Raw genomic sequence first — 18,932 nt, 5'->3', positions numbered from 1 at the left:
TCATGATCACAATACAAGAGGATTGAAAATATTCACTTTGTTTTCTACTTATAACGAACTACTTCGACTCCTTCATTTTTAACTGCTTTGCATAGTTCCCTTATGTGTTCCGGTGAAGGCCGTTTAAACTGCCTGGAGGGCTTTCTCAAACCAAGGGCTTCATATTTGCTGTCCCCAAATGAATGATAGGACAATAATTCTATTTTCGGTGCATCTACATTTCTTTTCACAAATTCAGCTGTTTTCCGAATATTATCGATGTCCGAATTTACCCCCTCAATCACCGGTATCCGTACGACCACGGGTATTTTTAAGGTCTTGAGCCGGGATATATTCTCTAATATCTTTTCATTTCCAACACCTGTATAAAATCTGTGTTTATGATCCTCCATATGTTTTATGTCTACAAATATGAGATTTAACTTTTCCAAAATGTCCTTCACATCATCAAAATCAAAGTACCCGGATGTTTCAATGGCTAAATCTACAGCTTGATCATAGAACTTATACACAAGGTCCCTCAGCATATCCTTCTGAAGGGTTGCTTCTCCGCCGGAAAAGGTAACCCCGCCGCCGGAATATCTGTAAAATATTCTTTGCTTTTCTATTATTTTTAGCATGTCTTCACTGGTATAGCGGTAAATCAAATTCTTCCTGCTTTTCGTTGGACATGCCTTTACACAGCGTCCACAGGACTTGCACCGGCTCCGTTCACCGGAATTGTTTAAATCAATACCTACCCCATTTGGGCATCCCTGCGCACACCTTCCACATGCAATGCAGGTCTTTTCATAATGTGCAACTTTATTTTCATCCGTATACCCCTCCGGATTGGAACACCAGTGGCACCGGAGCGGACAGCCTGCAAAAAAAATAATTGTTCTGATTCCATTTCCATCATTCACAGAAAAATTTTGTGGTTCCATAAAATATCCGCTTATAGGCTTCATCTAAAGGCCTCCTGGCTGATCATCGATATTGGAAAGGCACAGCCTTCTAAGACTATGCCTTTCCGCCAATGTTAATAGTTTTCGTGAGCCGTTCTTGCAATGATGGCGTCTTGCATGGATCTGGACAGATTCACAAATTGTGTACTGTATCCGGCAACACGAACCAACAAATCTTTATAATCTTCAGGATTCTGTTGTGCTTTGCGCAATGTCTCCGTGGATATGGTATTAAACTGAACATGGAATGCACCTAGGGAAAAGAAGGATTGAATCATCGCCCCTAAGTTGCTCTGCCCTCTTTTTGTATTTACTAAGTCTTCATTCAGCCGTAAGTTTAATAAGGTTCCGCCGGAGTGTACATCCTGATTGAGTTTTGCGGCTGAACGCATGGCTGCCAATGGGGTGGAGGTATCAGAACCTGCAAAGGGGGATACCCCTTCAGACAATGGTTCTCTGGCTTTTCTTCCGCATGGGGTAGCCCCAACCACCTTACCCGTTGGCAGGTAGTTGGAAATTCCCATGAAAGCCGTGTTAAAAGGATTGCCATTGATGTCCTTATATTTGTGCCCTTCTTTGTAATAGTGATTTGCCATTTTAACCGCAATATCATCTACATAATCCATGTCATTCCCATATTTGGGAACTGCAATGGCCAACTGTCTCAATGCTTCATAGCCCTCCCAATTTGCATCCAGCGCCTTTATCAGTGTTTCCATGGTAGTGACCTTATCTTCAAAAACAAGTTTTTTGATGACCGCCAGGGAGTTCGAGGTAACCGCAAGGCCGATCCCTGTAAGCACCGGTCCCAGGTTGTATTTTGCACCGGCATCTACCAAATCTTTGCCCTTTATCATACAATCTTCTATGCAAGAGGATAAAAAGGGCCTTGGAACCATTTCCTTATGAAGTTTTTGCGCCAATAAAGTGGCTATAACGGAATGCTCTATTAAGTTGTCAAATTGCTTGTAAAAGGCTTCTTCAACGTCCTCATAGGATTCAAAGGCAGCAGGATTTTTTTCATCCAGCCCTATTTTTTCACTTGTTATCCGGCTTTTGCCTTGGTTTAGCGCAAATTCCAATGCTGCAGTAAAATTGATATTCACTGCGGAAGTCCATTCTCCGGTTTTGCGGAAATGGGGCACTACACAGCCGCAATTGTTCCAGTCTCTGGCATCTTCCGGCTCATAGCCTGCATTGATCAGCATTTGATAGCCGGCAGTATCATTATGAATAGCCGGAAATCCGGTGCCCTTACTCACCAGATGGGTAACCGCATCCAAAAAGCTGCTGGGACAATCCTGATGAATCCTAACGCTCAGACCTGGTTGGTGGGTTTTTACCCTTTCAGTGGCTTTCAAACACATATAGGAAAGATCATTGGCAGCGTCTTTTCCTTCCCTGGTTTTCCCTCCCACGGTCAGGTTTTGAAACTGGTTGTATCCGGCAAAAAATTCAGCAGTATTTGCGGAGATTGTCCAAACCCACTCGGACAGCTTTATCCAAAGTGCTTCAATAAGCTCTTGGATTTGATCCTTTGTCATCACTCCCTTATCCATATCCGCTTTATAGTAAGGATACATAAATTGGTCAAACCTGCCCACATTTAAGGCCAGGGGATTTTCTGACAGAATTCCGCCAACTTGTGTAAACCAAATAAACTGAATGGCTTCGTAAAAAGTGGTGGGTGGATTTTCCGGTACTTTACTGCATATTTCAGCGATTTTTAGCAATTCACTTTTTCTGGTCGCGTCCTTTTCTCCGGCTGCCATCTCTCTGGCCTTTGCGGCATATCGGTTTGCTAGGGTAATGATTCCTTCTGAGGTAATGATGATTGAATGATAAAATTCCTGCTTTTTTATATCCTCCGCAGCGGTAAGGGAAAGCTTGGCAATATTTTTTCTGGCTTCCCGGATAATCCCGCCAAACCCCTTTTTAAACAGCACATCCTGATAATCAGGGGTGATCTCCCCAACAGCCTGCCTCCATTTTGAATCATTATCAATAATACCGGTATCCACCGCAATCTTTGCAGTCTCTTTCGGCAACTGGGCTAAAAATGCTTCTTCTAAGGATTTTCCCTTCCAGTAGGGAAATATATTTTTTCGGACAAAGGCTCTTTGTTCATCGGTCATAACATATGGATCTTGAACTCTTTTATCGAAATGGTCCATTTCCCTGTCTACCCAGGTCCAGGAGAACTCCGGTGTCAGGATGCCGCATTTTCTGAATTCGCCAATAGCACCCACGATGAACTCTCCCTCAAAAATAGATACCTCAATCTGTTCACAGGTATCCCTGAATGCCTTGGCTCTTCTTATGGCAACAGATTCCCCTTCCGTCTGCTTATGGGATTTCGTCCAAATCCTTGCTCTTTCGTAGGAAATTGCCGGTTTTGCATGGATATAATTTTGTCTTGCCCGTTCAATTTTTTCTGTAAGCATAAATATCCCCCTTCGTTTTCATGTATTATGTTTTAGTATATGTTGTGCGTTATAACATCCAACATTCTTAAAATAAATCCAGCCTATATGGCTGGCAATATGCTGGATTCATTTTAGTATTTAACGATATTTTGGAATATGACTTCGGTGTCGTATGGATTACTATAGGTATGATTTTTATTGGACTTGAATTTTAAGGCCGATGGTGCAGCAAGTTCAAAGGTCTGGTCTTCTACTGTCAGCACCAAGGTCCCTTTGGTTACCACAATATATTCTTCCGTTGAGTTTTGATGGGGTGTAGAAACATGTATCGCACCGGGAATTAATTGAATATAAAAATACTCAAAGCCTGCCATTGGACCGAAAGGAAATACGTTATACAATATCATTTTTCCATCGGATTCATATACCGGATCCAGATCGTCTATGGATATTGCTTCATAACGATTGGTGTCACTGCCTAACAACTCAGAGAATGAAATCCGCAAACCTGTAGAAATCTTCCACAAGGTTGATATGGTAGGATTGGATTCACCTCTTTCGATTTGACCCAGCATGGCTTTACTCACTCCGGTTAGATTCGCCGTCTCCTCTAAAGTCAATCCTCTTTCAAAGCGCACCCTTTTCAATACAGAACCTATATTCAATGTTGGGTCATTCAATTTATATCCGCCTCACTTAATACTTTTTTTCCATCTGCTATACTGCACAGTATGCGTTATAACATATCTTGCCATTAGCATACCACCTGGATCATTTCATGTCAATATTTATTTCATCTATGTCAAGCTCCCCTTGCACAGATTTGGCAATCCCAGTGTCTCTCTTATTTCATAAACATCTTTTAAGATACCCTCCATATCTTCTCTGCAGCCCTTACCATATTCAATCACTAAATCTGCCTTCGGTGTATATTTTTTATAGCTTTCGAAAAAATCATTGATGTTGAATTTTCCGTCTCTTATCCGGTTATGGTGATCTTCTACACCATCATTGTTATGAAGATGATAGGATACTATTTTATCTTTTAATGCACTGATCACATAATCTAAATTCCAGTTGTTTGCAAAGGCATGGCCAATATCGATCAATATCCGGTTATCCATATTTTTTGCCAGCTCAATAAATTGACTTTCATCAAAGAGCATATTGCCCCTGGAAAGAACACCGGCATTTTCTACCACAATCGCCACATGATAATCCTTTGCCAATGCATCTAACTCCAGCAGATTTTCCACTGAATTCTTTAGTATTTCATCTCTATTTTCAGGATTTACCGGGCAGTTGTTATGATGATACACAATGTATTTGCTGTTTAATTCTTTTGCCAGCTCAAGGGTTTTTATAAAATAGGCCTTTGCAGTCTCGTATTCTGTACACCCCTTTTTCTTTGCGTGTTCTGTGTAATAATAGGGCCCATGAAGGGCAGAAGGATATGCTTTAAACCGGTCTAAATTTTTGCTGAGGGTGTCTGCAAACCGGCTGTCATGCCACTCTGGAAAAAGCTCTATGCCTACAGCCTCATCCTGAATTCTTTCCATCAACTGAAAAATCTGCTCCAGCTCGTTGGCCGGGTATAAATTGGTACTAATATAAATGTTCATCCTATCAGCTCCTTTGGATATCCGATTGAATTTGTGGTGCTTCGATCAAATAAATGAATTTTTGCAAAGTCCGGCTGAAAATATACCGTATCATTGGCGCTTAGATCATTTTCATCAGCCATGGCGATAATTTCATTGCCTTCTATTTCAAAATAGATGCCAAACCGGTTTCCATAGTTTTCAATATACTTTACCCGTCCCTTAAAAGCATTTGCTATAGGGGCCTTGCTTAACTGGATGTGTTCCGGCCTTATACCGAAGGCAAATTCATTTGATCTGCTTTTCTTCACTTGCTCTATCCACATTTCCGGCAGCAATAGTTTTTGTTTTCCTACAATAAGACCATTTTCCCAGTAATCCGCATCCAATACATTGGCAGCCGGAGCACCAATAAATTTAGCGGTGAATACATTGGCTGGCCTGTTGTATACATTATCCGGTGTATCCACCATTTGCAAAACCCCTTTATTCATTAAGGCCACTCTGTCCCCAATCGTCATCGCTTCTACCTGATCATGGGTAACATATACAAATGTCTGGCGGTACATTTCATGAATTTTAACCAGTTCTTTTCGCGCATGACCTCTTAGCTGTGCATCCAGATTGGATAAAGGTTCATCCAGTAAAAAAAAGTCACTTCTTTTGACTACAGCACGGGCAAGGGCTACTCTTTGACGCTGGCCTCCCGATAATTCTTTAGGCTTCCGTTTCTCCAACCCTTCCAAACGAAGCATCTGTAAAGCAGATTTTAGCCTTTCTTCAATATCCCCTTTCGGTACCTTATGGACCTTCAAGCCATAGGTGATATTCTCTTCTACGGTCATATGGGGAAAGAGTGCATAATTTTGAAATACCATGGCGATATTTCTGTCGCCACTGGGCACATCGTTGACGCATTTTCCGCCCATATAAAGTTTTCCGGAGCTTATATTTTCCAAGCCTGAAATAATTCTAAGGGTTGTTGATTTGCCGCAGCCCGATGGACCCAACAGTATTAGCCGTTCTCCCGCTCTTATGGTCAGATTTAAATGATTGACGACCAGGTTTTTACCATAGTGTTTGCATACATTTTCAAAGACAATTTCTTTCATTCCAGTCCTCCTACCCTTTTATTCCTGATGATGCAAAGGTGTTGATAATATACTTTTGAAAAATAATATATAAGGTCAATGGTATGATCATCGTCATAACCGACACGGCCATGGCAATGGTAAAGTCTGTTCCTCCTTCTGCACTGATAAACAACTGCAAGGCTAGGGGCAGGGTAAATTTTTCTTTTGATTTTAGGATCAATACAGGCCATACATATTCATTCCATGCGTTAATAAAAAATAGGATGGCTGAAGAAATCACAGCCGGTTTTACCAGCGGTACGACAATATCTTTTAAAGTTTTAAAATGACCCGTCTTTTCTAATTTTGCTACTTCTATCAAAGAGGGTGGGATGGTCCGCATCGCCTGCCGAATGAGAAAAATTCCTGTGGCATCACTGAGCTGGGGTAAAATAACCCCCAATAATTTATCGCTGAAACCCAGCTTTGAAATGGTCAGGTAATTGGGTATCATGGTTACGGTAAATGGGATAAAAATCGTGCTGATGAGGACAAAATATAAAATGTTTTTATATTTAAAATCAAAATATACAAAGGCATAGGCAGCAAAAATAGCTGTTATGGTTTTAAACAGGGTTACAGAGGCTGCAATAAAAAAGGTATTGCCTGTGATTTGCAAAAAGGGCAGCCTTGTAAATACCTGCATATAATTACCTAGGGTAGGATTACGGGGAATTAACCCAAAGGCATGCTGATAGGCTTCATTCAAGTCTTTAAAGGAACTGGATATGGCAAAGACAATGGGAAAAAGGGAAAGAGCCACAAACAGGCCCAGCATCACATGCCACTTGAGCTCCGCTGTACATCTAATTTTCATAGTACACGCCCCTTTCCACAAACTTAAATTCTAAAATAAGCAACAGGACAAATAGTCCCATGGTCACAATGGCAAAGGCCGATGCCGTACCCGTCCGGTATAGTACAAAGGCCTCCTGATAAGCATTATAAATGGCATTGGAGCTGCCATTATCTGGCCCTCCCTGGGTAATCACCTTGATAGGGGTAAATACGTATTGAAGGCCCTGCACAATGGTCATAACGAAAACATAAATTCCCGTTGCACTGCTCATAGGCAGTACAATATCAAGAAATATTCTATGCAAGGGTACATGATCCAGCTTTGCAGCCTCAATCACCTCACTGGATACCCCTGACACCCCTGCAAGGATAACAATAAAGTTATAGCCAAAGATCTTCCAGCTTGTTATGATACTCAATACTACAATGACAAGCCCCTCTGTTTTACTCCATATGGGCAGGGTTATCCCCAGCATCTTCGCAATGATTGCCAAAGGCCCTGAAATAGGATTCAGAATCCATAAGTATAGAATGGACCCTACGACTAAGGAGATTACACTGGGTAAAAAAATCACACTTTTGTAAAATTCTTTCCCCCTTTTGATCACCGCAGAGAGAATAAAGGATAATATGTAGGGTGCAACGCAGTTTACTATGAGCAGAATCAGTATATAGGCCAATGTATTCCCCATAACCTTATAGGTAAGGGGATCTTTGAATAAAGCAGCATAATTATCAAACCCTACAAATGTCTTGGTGGGTTTAATCATATTCCATGAAAAAAAGCTTAAGTAAATGGTTCTTAGCAAAGGCCAAAACATAAATAGGGAAAAAACTGTGAAGGATGGCAAAATAAACAGGTATGCAATTATTTTTTCTTTGGTCCGAAAATCTAGTATTTTTGCTTTCTGGACCCTTTCTTTTTTTCTGTATAGCAGTATTTCTTCTCTGCTTTCCATATATATACGCCCCCTTTAAGTATTGTAAAAGACAGAGGGGAACTCTGCCTTTTACAATGAATCTGTTGGCAACTATTGACTGAGTAGTTGATTGATTTTTTCTTGAGCTGCTACCAATCCGTCTCTAGCAGATACTTTACCACCCAGGATTTGATCCCTGGTATCCAGCAATACTTGTTCTGCTTGAAGACCTGCATCCCCTGGAAATGAGGTCCAGGATACAACCCCATCCATTTGTGTGGTGGCTGCTGCCATCATTTTGTTTTCTTCTAAGAATTGCTTTAACCCATTCTCTGCTGTTGCTACATCTTTTCTTGGCGGTACGTACCCCGTACCCTTTGTCCATTCGGCGATAGACTCGATGCTATATAAATATCTTTCAAATTCCCAAGCGGCTTTTTTCTCCTCTTCTGTTTGGGCCGTTATGGCCAGGAAGCAGCCCCCCGCAGGCAGGCGCTTTGGTTTTCCTTGCCATGAAGGAGCGTTAATGGCTGCAACATCAAAGGCAGCGCCTTTTTGAACATTTGCTCTTTGGGCGATGGTTGTAAAAAGCATGCCCACGTTGCCGTCAATAAAGGATTGAACCCCTTCACCCCAAGAAATATGTAATGCAGATTTTGTTTTTACCACCATATCTGCATAGGCTTCATAGGCCTGAATGCCTTCTTCAGAGGCAAAGCTCGCCTTTCCGTCGGTCATCATTCTGGCACCGTTGCTTTCTAATAGCGCCTGGGTTGCCCAGTTATCTGCCGGTTCTTGCATATAGAAACCGTACTTGCCTGTTTTTTCTTTGATTGTATTTGCGAAAGCTACAAGTTCTTCCCAGGTCTTAGGGCCATTTTCGTCTAAGCCTGCTTCCCTTAAGATATCTCTATTGATATAAAGCACTGGAGTACTCAGGGAATAGGGGATACCCACCTGGATGTTTTCCTTATTTTTTGCAAGGTCCAGTATATTGGGCAAGAAGTTATCCTTTATAAAATTCTTGTCCTCCGGAAAATAGGTATCGATAATTTCCTGGGGTGGTGTATAATCAAAATTATTGGAGAAATAGTCCAAAAATGCCCAGCCAACTTGCACGACCGCTGGAGATTTTCCCGTTGCAACCTCCGCCTGCAGGTTTTGCAGCAATCCCTTATACATATCCGGATTAAATCTGGCCACAACCTCTACGGTTTCGCTTTGTGCATTAAAATCATTTACCAATTTTTCTACCGTTTGTCCCCCTTGGGTTTCTGCATTGGGATGCCAGTATTCAATCCGGATCTTTTCAGTTTTTGCCGCAGATTGTCCTCCATCTGCCTGGGAACCGGGTACAGCCGTTCCACATCCTGCCAGGAACAATGCAAGCATAGTCGTTAGTGAAGCTGCTTTTAGAATGTTTTTTTTCATTTTCTCTCCCCCTAAGTAAATCTATTTTTTATTTTTTTATGGTTAATCTTCCTGTTTACTCACCTGTAAAGCTTCTTTAATTTTTAATAAAACAGCAGCAAAAAAAATGAAGACTGAATAAACGATAGAACACCCTCTTTCTTTGTAACAGAGTTTATAATTCATACACTTTACAAGTATGTTTTATTAAAGAAGATGACTAACGGTTTTCTCAAATCTCCACCACTAACCATGCATGCTTATTCAATTAGATTTATTATGTATGCTGTCTCTAAAAATTTAATTTCTTCAACAGAAAACCTCTATATCAACCTTCACTGCTTATGTCCATATTCCATAAATCAACTTTACTGCTGGATATGCCATAGGAACCGTATTTTATGATATCCAATACCAGCTTTTTATGATTGATTAATCCACCCAATACGATGGGTTTATTGGTTTCTTTTTTTATGCCTTCAGCAATGGGATAGACCCAACCGGGCATAATTTCTACTACATCCGGATTATTTTCTTTTATACTTTCGATAGCGCTTTTTAACGAATTAGAATCGATAAGAAATATCCGCTGAATTGTAGTAAGTCCCTGTTTTTTAGCAGCCCTTAACAGGGTGCTTTTCGTTGAGACAATTCCTGCAGGATTGATATATTCTTTGATAAAGTTTATAGCTTCTCTGTCATTGGACAATCCCTTTATCAAATCGGCATGCAACAATATAGGTTTTTTCTTGTTATACTTTTGAAAATCCCGGCCCATGAGCTCGTTTAGTTTTCCATTCATTAATATGATAGACGATACTTTAGATGCTACAGCAAGTTCTAAAGTATCATGCTGAGCCGCAGCAATTAAAGGATTTTTACTTAACAGTTCTTTTATATCCAAATTTCATCCACCTTTTATACTGAAGTTTTACATTTTAATTGTAATACTACAATGTTAACTCCATATTATATCCAGCTTAAATTTAAGTTAAGGGCATTGGGAATAGGAGCTAACCTGTACACTCTTGAAAAGTGGCAGACAACTTCTAAATCAGAAGTTTAAAATCCCAAAACCTATCTAAATATTCCCATATATAGCGGCGAGATAAGATACCTATTTCTACGACAAAAAATAAAAGCACCCTGAAAAGGATGCAATAGACTTTGTATTTTAAGTTTTAAAGCTCACATTTTTACCGCCCATCCTTTTAAAAAGGTACTTTTTTCAGCAATTCTCAAATAGCCTGCTCATCTGTTCAAGACAAAAGAACCGTCCCCTTGTCTTATCTTATCAAAATCAGTTTTTCAGGACTCAGTTTCAAATGCCATGGCTGCGGCATGTCTTTTATCTTATCCCACTTTTCTTTGGAAATTTCCCACTGAAGATGATACGCTCCACTGTTTAGGAGCTTCTTTTCCACCGATAGGTATACCGTCTGTCTGAAAGGTGTTTCACTGGTAAAGCCCGCCCAGCACTTAAACACATTTTCCGTATCATTATCCTCAGCCAAGTCAATGTGATGACTGCGAATACCGACATACTGGCTGTCCCCTCTGCATTCATGATTTACTTTCAGCTTAATTCCCCAGTCAAGAGCCTCTATTTCAAAGGGAGATAAGTGTTTTATGGAGGAAAAGTTCCTACATCCGGTTAGCTGGGCCGTTTCAATAGTTGGCGGCCTCGTAAATATAACCTCTTTTTCTCCCTTGGCCTCAAGCTTTCCGGAGGAAAGCACCACCAGTTCTTTGCTAATCCTGTATGCTTCCTCCATATTATGGGTTACGAAAAGCGTGACCCCTCTGTAGTTGGAAAGGGTTTCAGACAACTGCTTCAGCAGGTTGTTTCTTAAATGCTCATCCAATGCGGAAAAGGGCTCGTCCAGCAGCAACGCTTCCGGATCTATGGCTAAAGCTCTGGCCAATGCAACCCTTTGCTGCTGTCCACCGGAAAGTTGACTGGGATACCTCTTTTCCAAGCCTTCCAGATGCACCATGGATATCATTTCATCTACCTTTCGCAGTTGTTCTCCGAGCTTCAAATCTCCTAATCCAAACCGGATGTTCTCTTCCACCGTCATATTGGGAAACAGGGCATAGTTTTGGAATAAAAACCCGATTTTACGTTTTCTACAGGGTAGATTGATACCCTTTGCAGAGTCATACAATACTCGTCCGTTCAGTATAATTTTTCCGCTATCCGGTGTTTCAATTCCGGCAATGCAGCGAAGCGTCATGCTTTTTCCCGAACCTGAAGCCCCCAAAAGCCCCATTGTATCGATCTCCGCTTCGAAACACACATTCAAAGAAAAACCGGGAAGCTTCTTTTTAATATCCACATACAGTCCCATATCATTTCCTCCACATAGGTGACAGAACCTTGTGCTGGTATTCCATCCAATAATTCATCAAAACCATGACGGTCAAGGATATGCCGGAAATCAACAATACCCAGATCAATGCCTTGTCCATTTCCCCGCCTTCTGCTGCAAAGAAAATGGCGATGGGAATGGTTTGGGTTTTTCCCGGAATGCCCCCCGCCACCATAAGGGTTGCTCCAAACTCCCCCAGCGCTCTTGCGAAGGCCAGCACAGTCCCCGCTGCAATACCCGGCCAGGCCAGGGGAACCGCTACCTTCCAAAAAACCTTCCATTCTGAGACACCCAGTGTCCTGGCAGCATTGAGAATATTTTCATCGATTTGCTCAAAAGCCCCTCTTGAGGTTTTATACATCAACGGAAATGCAACTACGGCAGCAGCTATGACGGTAGCCGGCCAGGTGAATATAACCGTAGTACCCAATGCAAATAAAAGCTTCCCTATAGGACCATGCTTTCCAAAGATCAAGAGTAAAAAGAAACCTACCACCGTAGGCGGCAATACCATAGGTAAGGTTAAAAATCCATCCATCAGCCCTTTGAATTTCCCATGATAGCCGGCAACAAACCAGGCTGCTGAAATCCCAAAAAAGAATGCCAGCAGGGTAGCGGTCAATGCTGTTTTTAAAGATATCCATAACGGAGAAAAGTCTATCCCCAATGCAATCACTCCACGACTTGTCAGTTATTTTCCTATAAACACAAATCCATACTTTTCGAATATTGACTTTGCCTTATCGCTGCACAAAAAATCTAAATAGTCCTTCGCAGCATCCATATTTCTGCTGTCCTTAATAACAGCCGCCGGATATACCACAGGCTTATGAGATCCCTCCGGCGCCTTTGCCACCACTTTAACCTTATCAGATACCTTCGCATCCGTTTCATATACCAACCCAGCATCTGCATTGCCTGTTTCTACCCATGTTAAAACCGTTTTAACATCTTTGCCGAATACTGCTTTGGGTTTAATCCTATCCATAAGGTTGAGATTTGTCAATACCTCCTCAGAATACTGCCCCACAGGAACACTTGCCGTTTCACCTAAAGCAATTGTCTTTACCTTATCGGTTGCAAGGTCATTAAAGTCGTTAACTGCTTCAGTGCCTTTCGGTACGATCAGAACAATTTTATTTTCTAATAAATTTTTTCTGGTTTCTTCTGCAATAAGCCCCTTTTCCTGCAAGGCATCCATTTGCTTGGCTGCAGCGGAAATAAATACGTCGACCTCTGCTCCCTGCTCGATCTGCTGCTGCAGAGAGCCTGAGGAGCCAAAATTGTATGTAAAGGTCACATGGGGTTTTTCCTCTGCATAGGCCGCTTGGATTTCATCCATTGCTTCTTTAAGACTCGCAGCAGCGGAAATAGTCAATGAAACCGGTGCTTCTCCTTTCTTCGGCTCAGATACGTTGCCTTCCTGCGCATTCCGAGCAGTACCTGTTTGACCACAAGCCGTTGAAAATAAAATGACAGCCAAGATCAAAGCAAGTAATAACATCTTTTGATTATTTTTCATAATGAATCTCCTTCTCTGAACAGGTTGTGTCAAACGCTTCTTTATTTACCTTATTTTTCACTACAAGATTCAATAAGAACCTCCATGATCCCTCCGCAGACCATTCCTTCATCCTCAGCGATTTGGCCGGTCATGTCTATCTGATGAATTCTACAGCCTCCATCCCGGAGGATATCCCGGGCCATATGAATGATCTCTCCTTCACTGCATCCGCCGCCAATACTGCCCAGTGTCCTTCCGCAGGGCCACACCAGCATCTTGGCTCCTGCTTTTCTAGGAACCGAACCTTTTGTAGAAATCACTGTAACCACTGCCTTGGGATCATTCTCTCCTTTGCCCAGTTCTTCCAAAACAGCCCGGTCAAGCTCCGGCCAATTTATTTTGGAAGCGGAGGCATTTCCCGATGCGGCACCAGTGAGCCTTCTATAGCCAATGACTTGTGCAATAATGGAAATGGCGATCTCATCAGGTGTAACTGCACCTATGTCCAGACCGATCGGTGCATTCACCTTGTTTAGTTGCTCTTGAGAATACCCTTCACCAAGCAATTGCTCTTTCACGCTTTTAACCCGCCGTTTAGAGCCAATCATCCCAATATAGGCAGTACGATACTTCAGCACCTGTCTGAGACAATCCAAATCATGCCGGTGCCCTCTGGTTACAATGACAACATAGGCAGATTCATTGACAGACAATAGATCAAAACACCTTTCAAAGCTCTCACAAATCACTCTTTCAGCATCGGGAAATCTTCCCTCGTTGGCAAAAGATGGACGGTCGTCGATAACCGTCACTAGGAATCCTAACCGGGCACCAAACTCAACTAAAGGTTTTGCAATGTGTCCTCCACCTAAGACAATCAAACGCGGCTCCGGAAAGTAAGGCTCCATCAAATGGGTTATGGTATCTTGACCTTTTACAAACTGAATATTCCCGGATTCCAATGCAAGCTGAGCCTTTTGATAGATTATTCCATCCAGGTTATCTATGGAATGACAGACCCGCAGTTTTTCCTCCGTAATCACAATTTTCTCTGGAGAAGCATTCCGCTCATTCTCTTTATCATTCATAATGGTGACCATAACAGCCTTTTTCCCTGCATCCAATTCATTGAGCAGGCTTTTATAGGCATTGGTATTCATTATATTTCACCTCCAAATACAGTATCTATTTATCCACTACACTTCTATCCCATACTTTTTTATCTTGCTGTAAAGTGTATTTCTTCTTATACCCAAGGCCTGAGCCGACTGAGTTATATTCCCGCTAAATTTTTTCAGTACCCTTACCAAATGCTCTTTTTCAACATAATCCATATTTAAACGATCTTGATTGCTGTCTGGGTATGTTGTATCATCGCTTACATCCTGACCGAAGTATCCCGGCGGTACTGATTCTGTATTGATAATAAGCTCCACAACATTTTCCAACTCTCTGATATTTCCGGGCCAGTTGAAATTCATCATCATGTTCAGATATTCTTCCGGTAATTCAACCTCTCTCTTATTGAGGCTTTCAGCTATGTTCTTCATAAAATATTTTATCAGCAGCAATATATCGCTTTTCCTTTCCCTTAATGGCGGAAGGTATAAAGGCAGAACATTGAGCCTGTAAAATAAATCCTTTCTAAATCTCCCTAGTTCCACTTCTTTTTTCAAATCCTTGTTGGTTGCAGCAATGATCCTTACATCTACCGGGATGGATTTCTGACTTCCAATTCTCGTGATAATACCTTCTTGCAGCACTCGTAAAAGCTTTGTCTGCATATCCAGGGGCATTTCTCCGATTTCGTCCAGCATGATGGTGCCGCCATGAGCCAATTCGAATTTACCCAAATTTCCTCCCTTTTTAGCGCCTGTATAGGCACCCTCTTCATACCCAAAAAGCTCAGATTCTATCAGTTGATTCGGTATGGCCCCGCAATTCAATGCAATAAAAGGACCATCCATTCTTTTACTGAAATTATGAATCGACTGTGCAAACACCTCTTTTCCAGTACCACTTTCGCCTAATATCAGTATGGTAGATTTGCTATTCGCAATTTTTTTTGCATACTGTACGATTCGCAAGAAATTCTCATCTTTTCCTATAATTTTATCAAAAGTATAATATGCCTGATATTCAATTTTCTTTTTTACCTTTTTGACTTCTTCAAACACATACACAATCTCAATACTATCATCCTGCGGATTGTAAATAGGGTTAACCGTCAAATAACATGGAAACCTGTTTCTCAATGCCATGATATTTATTTCTCTTGAGACATTTTCACCTGAACATATGGCATCTCTTATGTTATCCCACTCCTCAACAATCTCTTCCATTGTCTTGGCTTTTAACTGATTATCTTTATTCCCCAGTAACTCCAGGGCTTTTTTATTATGAATTTTTATCTTTCCATCGATATCGGAGGTGACGATAGCTACCGGCATGGAATTGAATATGGTTTTGATATGTTTGTTATTCATGTTTTGAAGTCTGTTAAATTCTTTTACCTTCATCATCTCTTCTATTGCATTCGAAGCAGCTATGACCATGCCCAGCGTATGGGGATGGACCAAGTCTGTATATCCAGTGAGATCCAGAACGCCTATAAGATTCCCATGATAGTCTTTGATCGGTGCCCCGGAACAGGTCCATCGATGATATGCCTTGATAAAATGGTCTTTGCCTGACAATTGCACAGGTTCTCCGGTCTTAATCACAACAGCCATCGCATTCGTCCCTATGCTCTCCTCGTTCATATAAGCACCGGGAACCATCTTTAGGTCAAAAGCTTCCGAGAGTATTTTTTCATCTCCGATGGCATTTAATATGCATCCCTCTCCATCGGTAAGCAGTGCAAAAAAATTATGGCCCTTTACAAAATTAATCAGCTGTTCCATATATGGCGATGCAGTTAAGATCATATCCCTGTTTTCAGCAAACTTTTCCTGTAGTTCCGTCTGCCCGATAATCTTACTGCTGAAAACTTGATCTTCTTTGACTCCCAGTTTCCTGCATCTGTCATGAGAAAGTTCTATGACGGATTTATAATCAGCATTCATCATATGATTACCCCTTTACCCTACTGTTTTACACTGCCATCTTTGATAGGTTTGATTCCAGAAAAGTTCATTAACACAGCCATAGGGCTGGTATACATTGAGTATCTCCTGTAAAGGCAAACCTAAAAAATTGCTTAATATAACCCTGTTAACACCAGCATGGGCAATGACAAGAACATTCCCGACAGTGCTTCTGATAATGCTTTCAAAGGCTGGCATCACCCTTTGTTGAAGTTGATAAAAGCTTTCCCCTCCCGGAGGTATGAATGTATCGATATGTTTCCCTCTATTCTCGTACTGCTCAGGAAACCGGTTTTTTATATATGCAAAGGATTTTCCCTCCCAATCCCCCATATTGATTTCTTTTAGCTCCTCAAGCAAAACGCTTTCTATATTTCTACTCCCTACAATAATTTCCGAAGTCTGTACACATCTTATTAAGGGACTTACGTATACTTTTTCTATGCTGATGTGGAAAAAATATTCGCTTAACTGCCCGGCTTGATTGATCCCCTCACTGCTCAACGGCAAATCAGTGATCCCTATGTAACGTTTTTCTTCACCTACGTCGATTTTGCCATGCCTTATCAGGTATATTCGTTTATCCATACATAAAACCTTTCCCCGGTATTTTTTTAATCTTTTTCATGATTTTCTCGGCGGCATCATATCTCTTTTTTATTTTTCTCAAAGCTTCAAGATCGTCGCTGTATACCGTTAAGCACTGCTGCAGCCTTTCTTCCAGCGACATGAATTGATCTTCCTTTGACAGCTTATCTGCCAGGTACAGTATTTCATTTTCCGTAATTTTCTCATGCTCATCTACTTCTATGTCCGTATGTGTAGATATGATATGGCCCACATACCCATATCCAATCTCTTTCAATATCATAGCTCCCGCTTGGGCATGATTTTTTTCCCGCCTTACAACATCATGCAGCAAGGCAGCAGCTTCCAGCGCTGCATCGTCGAGTTCATACCCTGAACCTTTTAGGTTATTTAGAATATCCATGGATATCCTGGCTACTTTTATGCAATGTTTGACGATATGGTCCGGAACGTTATAATGATTTAAAATGGCATAGCATTCCTTCCTGCTTGGTGCGCCCCTGTGAAAATAGCTTAATAATTTTTCATAATCCTCTTGAGTATCCATATCCATTAAAATCGCCTCATCCAATACGGGAACACATAAAGCGTCATGGGAAAAACTTTCAAGAAGTCTCTTCAACCCACGCTCTCCATCGCCGTTTACGATTGCATGCTTATATTTGCAATTAATCAGCGGAGGATGTCCCTGTTTTCCGAAAAACGTGGGATAAAGAATACCAGTACCGCATTCGTGATACTTATTTTTCAGCAGCTCCAGCGTATGTTTTTTAACAAGGGGAATATCCACAGGCTGCATAAAAAATGTCTCAATATCATCATCCAATGCTTCCACACCTTTTACCACAGAAGAATACATACCCTGGGAATAGTTTTCATTCACTACACATACTACACCGGAATGCTTGAGCCTTTCTGTTATTTCAGACCCACGGTGCCCCACCACAAGGATAATGTCCTCCACACCAGCATTCCTATGGGTGTTGATCACGGTCTCCACAACGGTATGTGTACCAAATTTTAAGAGCGGTTTAAAGCTGCCCATTCTGGAGGAATATCCTGCAGCCACAATAATGGAAGCAATTTTACCCTTTTTCATTTTCAGGCCCTCTTTTCACCTTAATCAGTTCTGCCGCAATGCTTACCGCAATCTCCTCCGGCGTATCTGCATAGATGTGAAGCCCGATGGGACAATAAACCCGTTCTAAGTCCTTGTAAGTAAATCCTTCCTCCAAAAGGCTGTTATAGACATATTCCCGTTTATTCCTGCTGCCTATCATCCCGATGTATTTGGCATCGGTTCTGAGGATTTGCGCCAGAGCATCCTTATCATAGGCATGACCTCTTGTTACAATGATAATATAGCTGTTATGATTTATTTTAACATAGTCCGCCAGGTTGTCAAAAGACGGAACCACCTTTACTTCATCTGCAGTATTAAATCTTTCTTTGTTGGCGAATTCCTTACGATCATCCATAACAACAACATGAAATCCCAGATTTTTTGTGATATCTGCAATTTTTTGCGCCACATGTCCGGCCCCTATAATATAGATGGTTTCATAGTTGAAAAAAGGTTCTATCAGATATTTTTCTTTTTCAATGGCCATCTCACGTATTTTAATTCTATTGAAGTTTTCCCTGATTTCTTTTATAACCTTTTGGATCTCTTCATTTTCCAAGCCATAAAACCCTGTTTCCGTACAAATCCATTTATCCAATCCTGTTACCTTCTTCTGGCCTTCCGATATTTTCGTTATCAAAACAAAATCTATGCTGCTTTTCTTTAGTTCTACAGCCTTCTTATAAAGCTCTATCATTGGTTCATCATCACAGTCCACATATTCCAGCAATACACTTACGCTTCCGCCACATACCATCCCCAGCAGCTCAGCATCCTTATTGGCCAAAGCAAAATTCTTTATGGCACATTTTTTCGTATGAAAAACCTTTGCCGATAATTTGATGGTCATTGCTTCCATCAATCCACCGCCAATGGTTCCATCGATGGAAAAGTCTTTTTTTATGATCATTTTTGTTCCTTCTTCTCTAGGCGCAGAACCGGATTTCTTCATGATGGTAGCCAGCACAAAATTTTCTTTTTTATCCAAGGATTCATCGATCCATTCAAATATACCGCCCATCCT

General features: G+C 41.3%; 17 protein-coding genes. All 17 read right to left on the bottom strand.

Features of this window, described 5'->3' with window-relative positions; genetic code table 11:
- Window positions 1-44 precede the first annotated feature (44 nt).
- A complete protein-coding gene (locus Gferi_RS19285) occupies window positions 45-950 on the bottom strand; it encodes a glycyl-radical enzyme activating protein (RefSeq protein WP_069979370.1) in 906 nt (301 codons plus the stop codon).
- A gap of 71 nt (window positions 951-1,021) precedes the next feature.
- Entirely contained in the window at window positions 1,022-3,391 is a 2,370-nt protein-coding gene (locus tag Gferi_RS19280; protein WP_069979368.1) for a glycyl radical protein, read from the bottom strand.
- A gap of 113 nt (window positions 3,392-3,504) precedes the next feature.
- On the bottom strand, window positions 3,505-4,053 hold the full coding sequence (locus Gferi_RS19275) for a helix-turn-helix domain-containing protein (RefSeq protein WP_069979366.1): 549 nt from the start codon (window positions 4,051-4,053) through the stop codon (window positions 3,505-3,507).
- A 117-nt stretch (window positions 4,054-4,170) separates the two neighbouring features.
- Window positions 4,171-4,995 carry a sugar phosphate isomerase/epimerase family protein gene (locus tag Gferi_RS19270; protein WP_069979364.1) on the bottom strand — a complete coding sequence of 275 codons (825 nt, stop codon included), beginning with the start codon at window positions 4,993-4,995 and terminating at the stop codon, window positions 4,171-4,173.
- On the bottom strand, window positions 4,992-6,086 hold the full coding sequence (locus Gferi_RS19265) for an ABC transporter ATP-binding protein (protein WP_069979362.1): 1,095 nt from the start codon (window positions 6,084-6,086) through the stop codon (window positions 4,992-4,994). Before Gferi_RS19265 ends, Gferi_RS19270 begins: the two co-directional genes overlap by 4 nt.
- A gap of 10 nt (window positions 6,087-6,096) precedes the next feature.
- Entirely contained in the window at window positions 6,097-6,924 is an 828-nt protein-coding gene (locus tag Gferi_RS19260) for a carbohydrate ABC transporter permease (RefSeq protein ID WP_069979360.1), read from the bottom strand.
- On the bottom strand, window positions 6,914-7,864 hold the full coding sequence (locus Gferi_RS19255; protein ID WP_083273643.1) for a carbohydrate ABC transporter permease: 951 nt from the start codon (window positions 7,862-7,864) through the stop codon (window positions 6,914-6,916). The genes Gferi_RS19260 and Gferi_RS19255 overlap by 11 nt, the downstream gene beginning before the upstream one ends.
- Before the next feature lie 72 nt (window positions 7,865-7,936).
- A complete protein-coding gene (locus Gferi_RS19250; protein WP_069979355.1) occupies window positions 7,937-9,256 on the bottom strand; it encodes an ABC transporter substrate-binding protein in 1,320 nt (439 codons plus the stop codon).
- Between the two features lie 307 nt (window positions 9,257-9,563).
- Complete coding sequence (locus Gferi_RS19245; RefSeq protein WP_069979353.1) at window positions 9,564-10,139, bottom strand: glycerol-3-phosphate responsive antiterminator; 576 nt, start codon at window positions 10,137-10,139, stop codon at window positions 9,564-9,566.
- Window positions 10,140-10,521: 382 nt separating this feature from the next.
- Window positions 10,522-11,586: a sulfate/molybdate ABC transporter ATP-binding protein gene (locus Gferi_RS19240; RefSeq protein WP_069979351.1), complete on the bottom strand. Its 1,065-nt coding sequence runs from the start codon at window positions 11,584-11,586 to the stop codon at window positions 10,522-10,524.
- Between the two features lies 1 nt (window position 11,587).
- Window positions 11,588-12,274 carry a molybdate ABC transporter permease subunit gene (gene modB / locus Gferi_RS19235; RefSeq protein WP_069979349.1) on the bottom strand — a complete coding sequence of 229 codons (687 nt, stop codon included), beginning with the start codon at window positions 12,272-12,274 and terminating at the stop codon, window positions 11,588-11,590.
- A 24-nt stretch (window positions 12,275-12,298) separates the two neighbouring features.
- Window positions 12,299-13,129: a molybdate ABC transporter substrate-binding protein gene (gene modA / locus Gferi_RS19230; protein ID WP_069979347.1), complete on the bottom strand. Its 831-nt coding sequence runs from the start codon at window positions 13,127-13,129 to the stop codon at window positions 12,299-12,301.
- A gap of 50 nt (window positions 13,130-13,179) precedes the next feature.
- Entirely contained in the window at window positions 13,180-14,271 is a 1,092-nt protein-coding gene (locus Gferi_RS19225; protein WP_069979345.1) for an XdhC family protein, read from the bottom strand.
- 36 nt (window positions 14,272-14,307) lie between these two features.
- Window positions 14,308-16,179: a sigma-54-dependent Fis family transcriptional regulator gene (locus Gferi_RS19220; protein WP_069979343.1), complete on the bottom strand. Its 1,872-nt coding sequence runs from the start codon at window positions 16,177-16,179 to the stop codon at window positions 14,308-14,310.
- A gap of 12 nt (window positions 16,180-16,191) precedes the next feature.
- Entirely contained in the window at window positions 16,192-16,785 is a 594-nt protein-coding gene (gene cobC, locus Gferi_RS19215) for an alpha-ribazole phosphatase (RefSeq protein ID WP_069979342.1), read from the bottom strand.
- On the bottom strand, window positions 16,778-17,884 hold the full coding sequence (locus Gferi_RS19210; protein ID WP_069979340.1) for a DVU_1551 family NTP transferase: 1,107 nt from the start codon (window positions 17,882-17,884) through the stop codon (window positions 16,778-16,780). The genes cobC and Gferi_RS19210 overlap by 8 nt, the downstream gene beginning before the upstream one ends.
- On the bottom strand, window positions 17,871-18,929 hold the full coding sequence (locus Gferi_RS19205; RefSeq protein WP_069979338.1) for an XdhC family aldehyde oxidoreductase maturation factor: 1,059 nt from the start codon (window positions 18,927-18,929) through the stop codon (window positions 17,871-17,873). The genes Gferi_RS19210 and Gferi_RS19205 overlap by 14 nt, the downstream gene beginning before the upstream one ends.
- Window positions 18,930-18,932 lie beyond the last annotated feature (3 nt).

The sequence above is a fragment of the Geosporobacter ferrireducens genome (genome assembly GCF_001750685.1).
GTDB lineage: Bacteria > Bacillota > Clostridia > Peptostreptococcales > Thermotaleaceae > Geosporobacter > Geosporobacter ferrireducens.
Note: the sequence above shows the minus strand (reverse complement) of the source record. Positions and strands in the feature narration are given on the sequence as shown.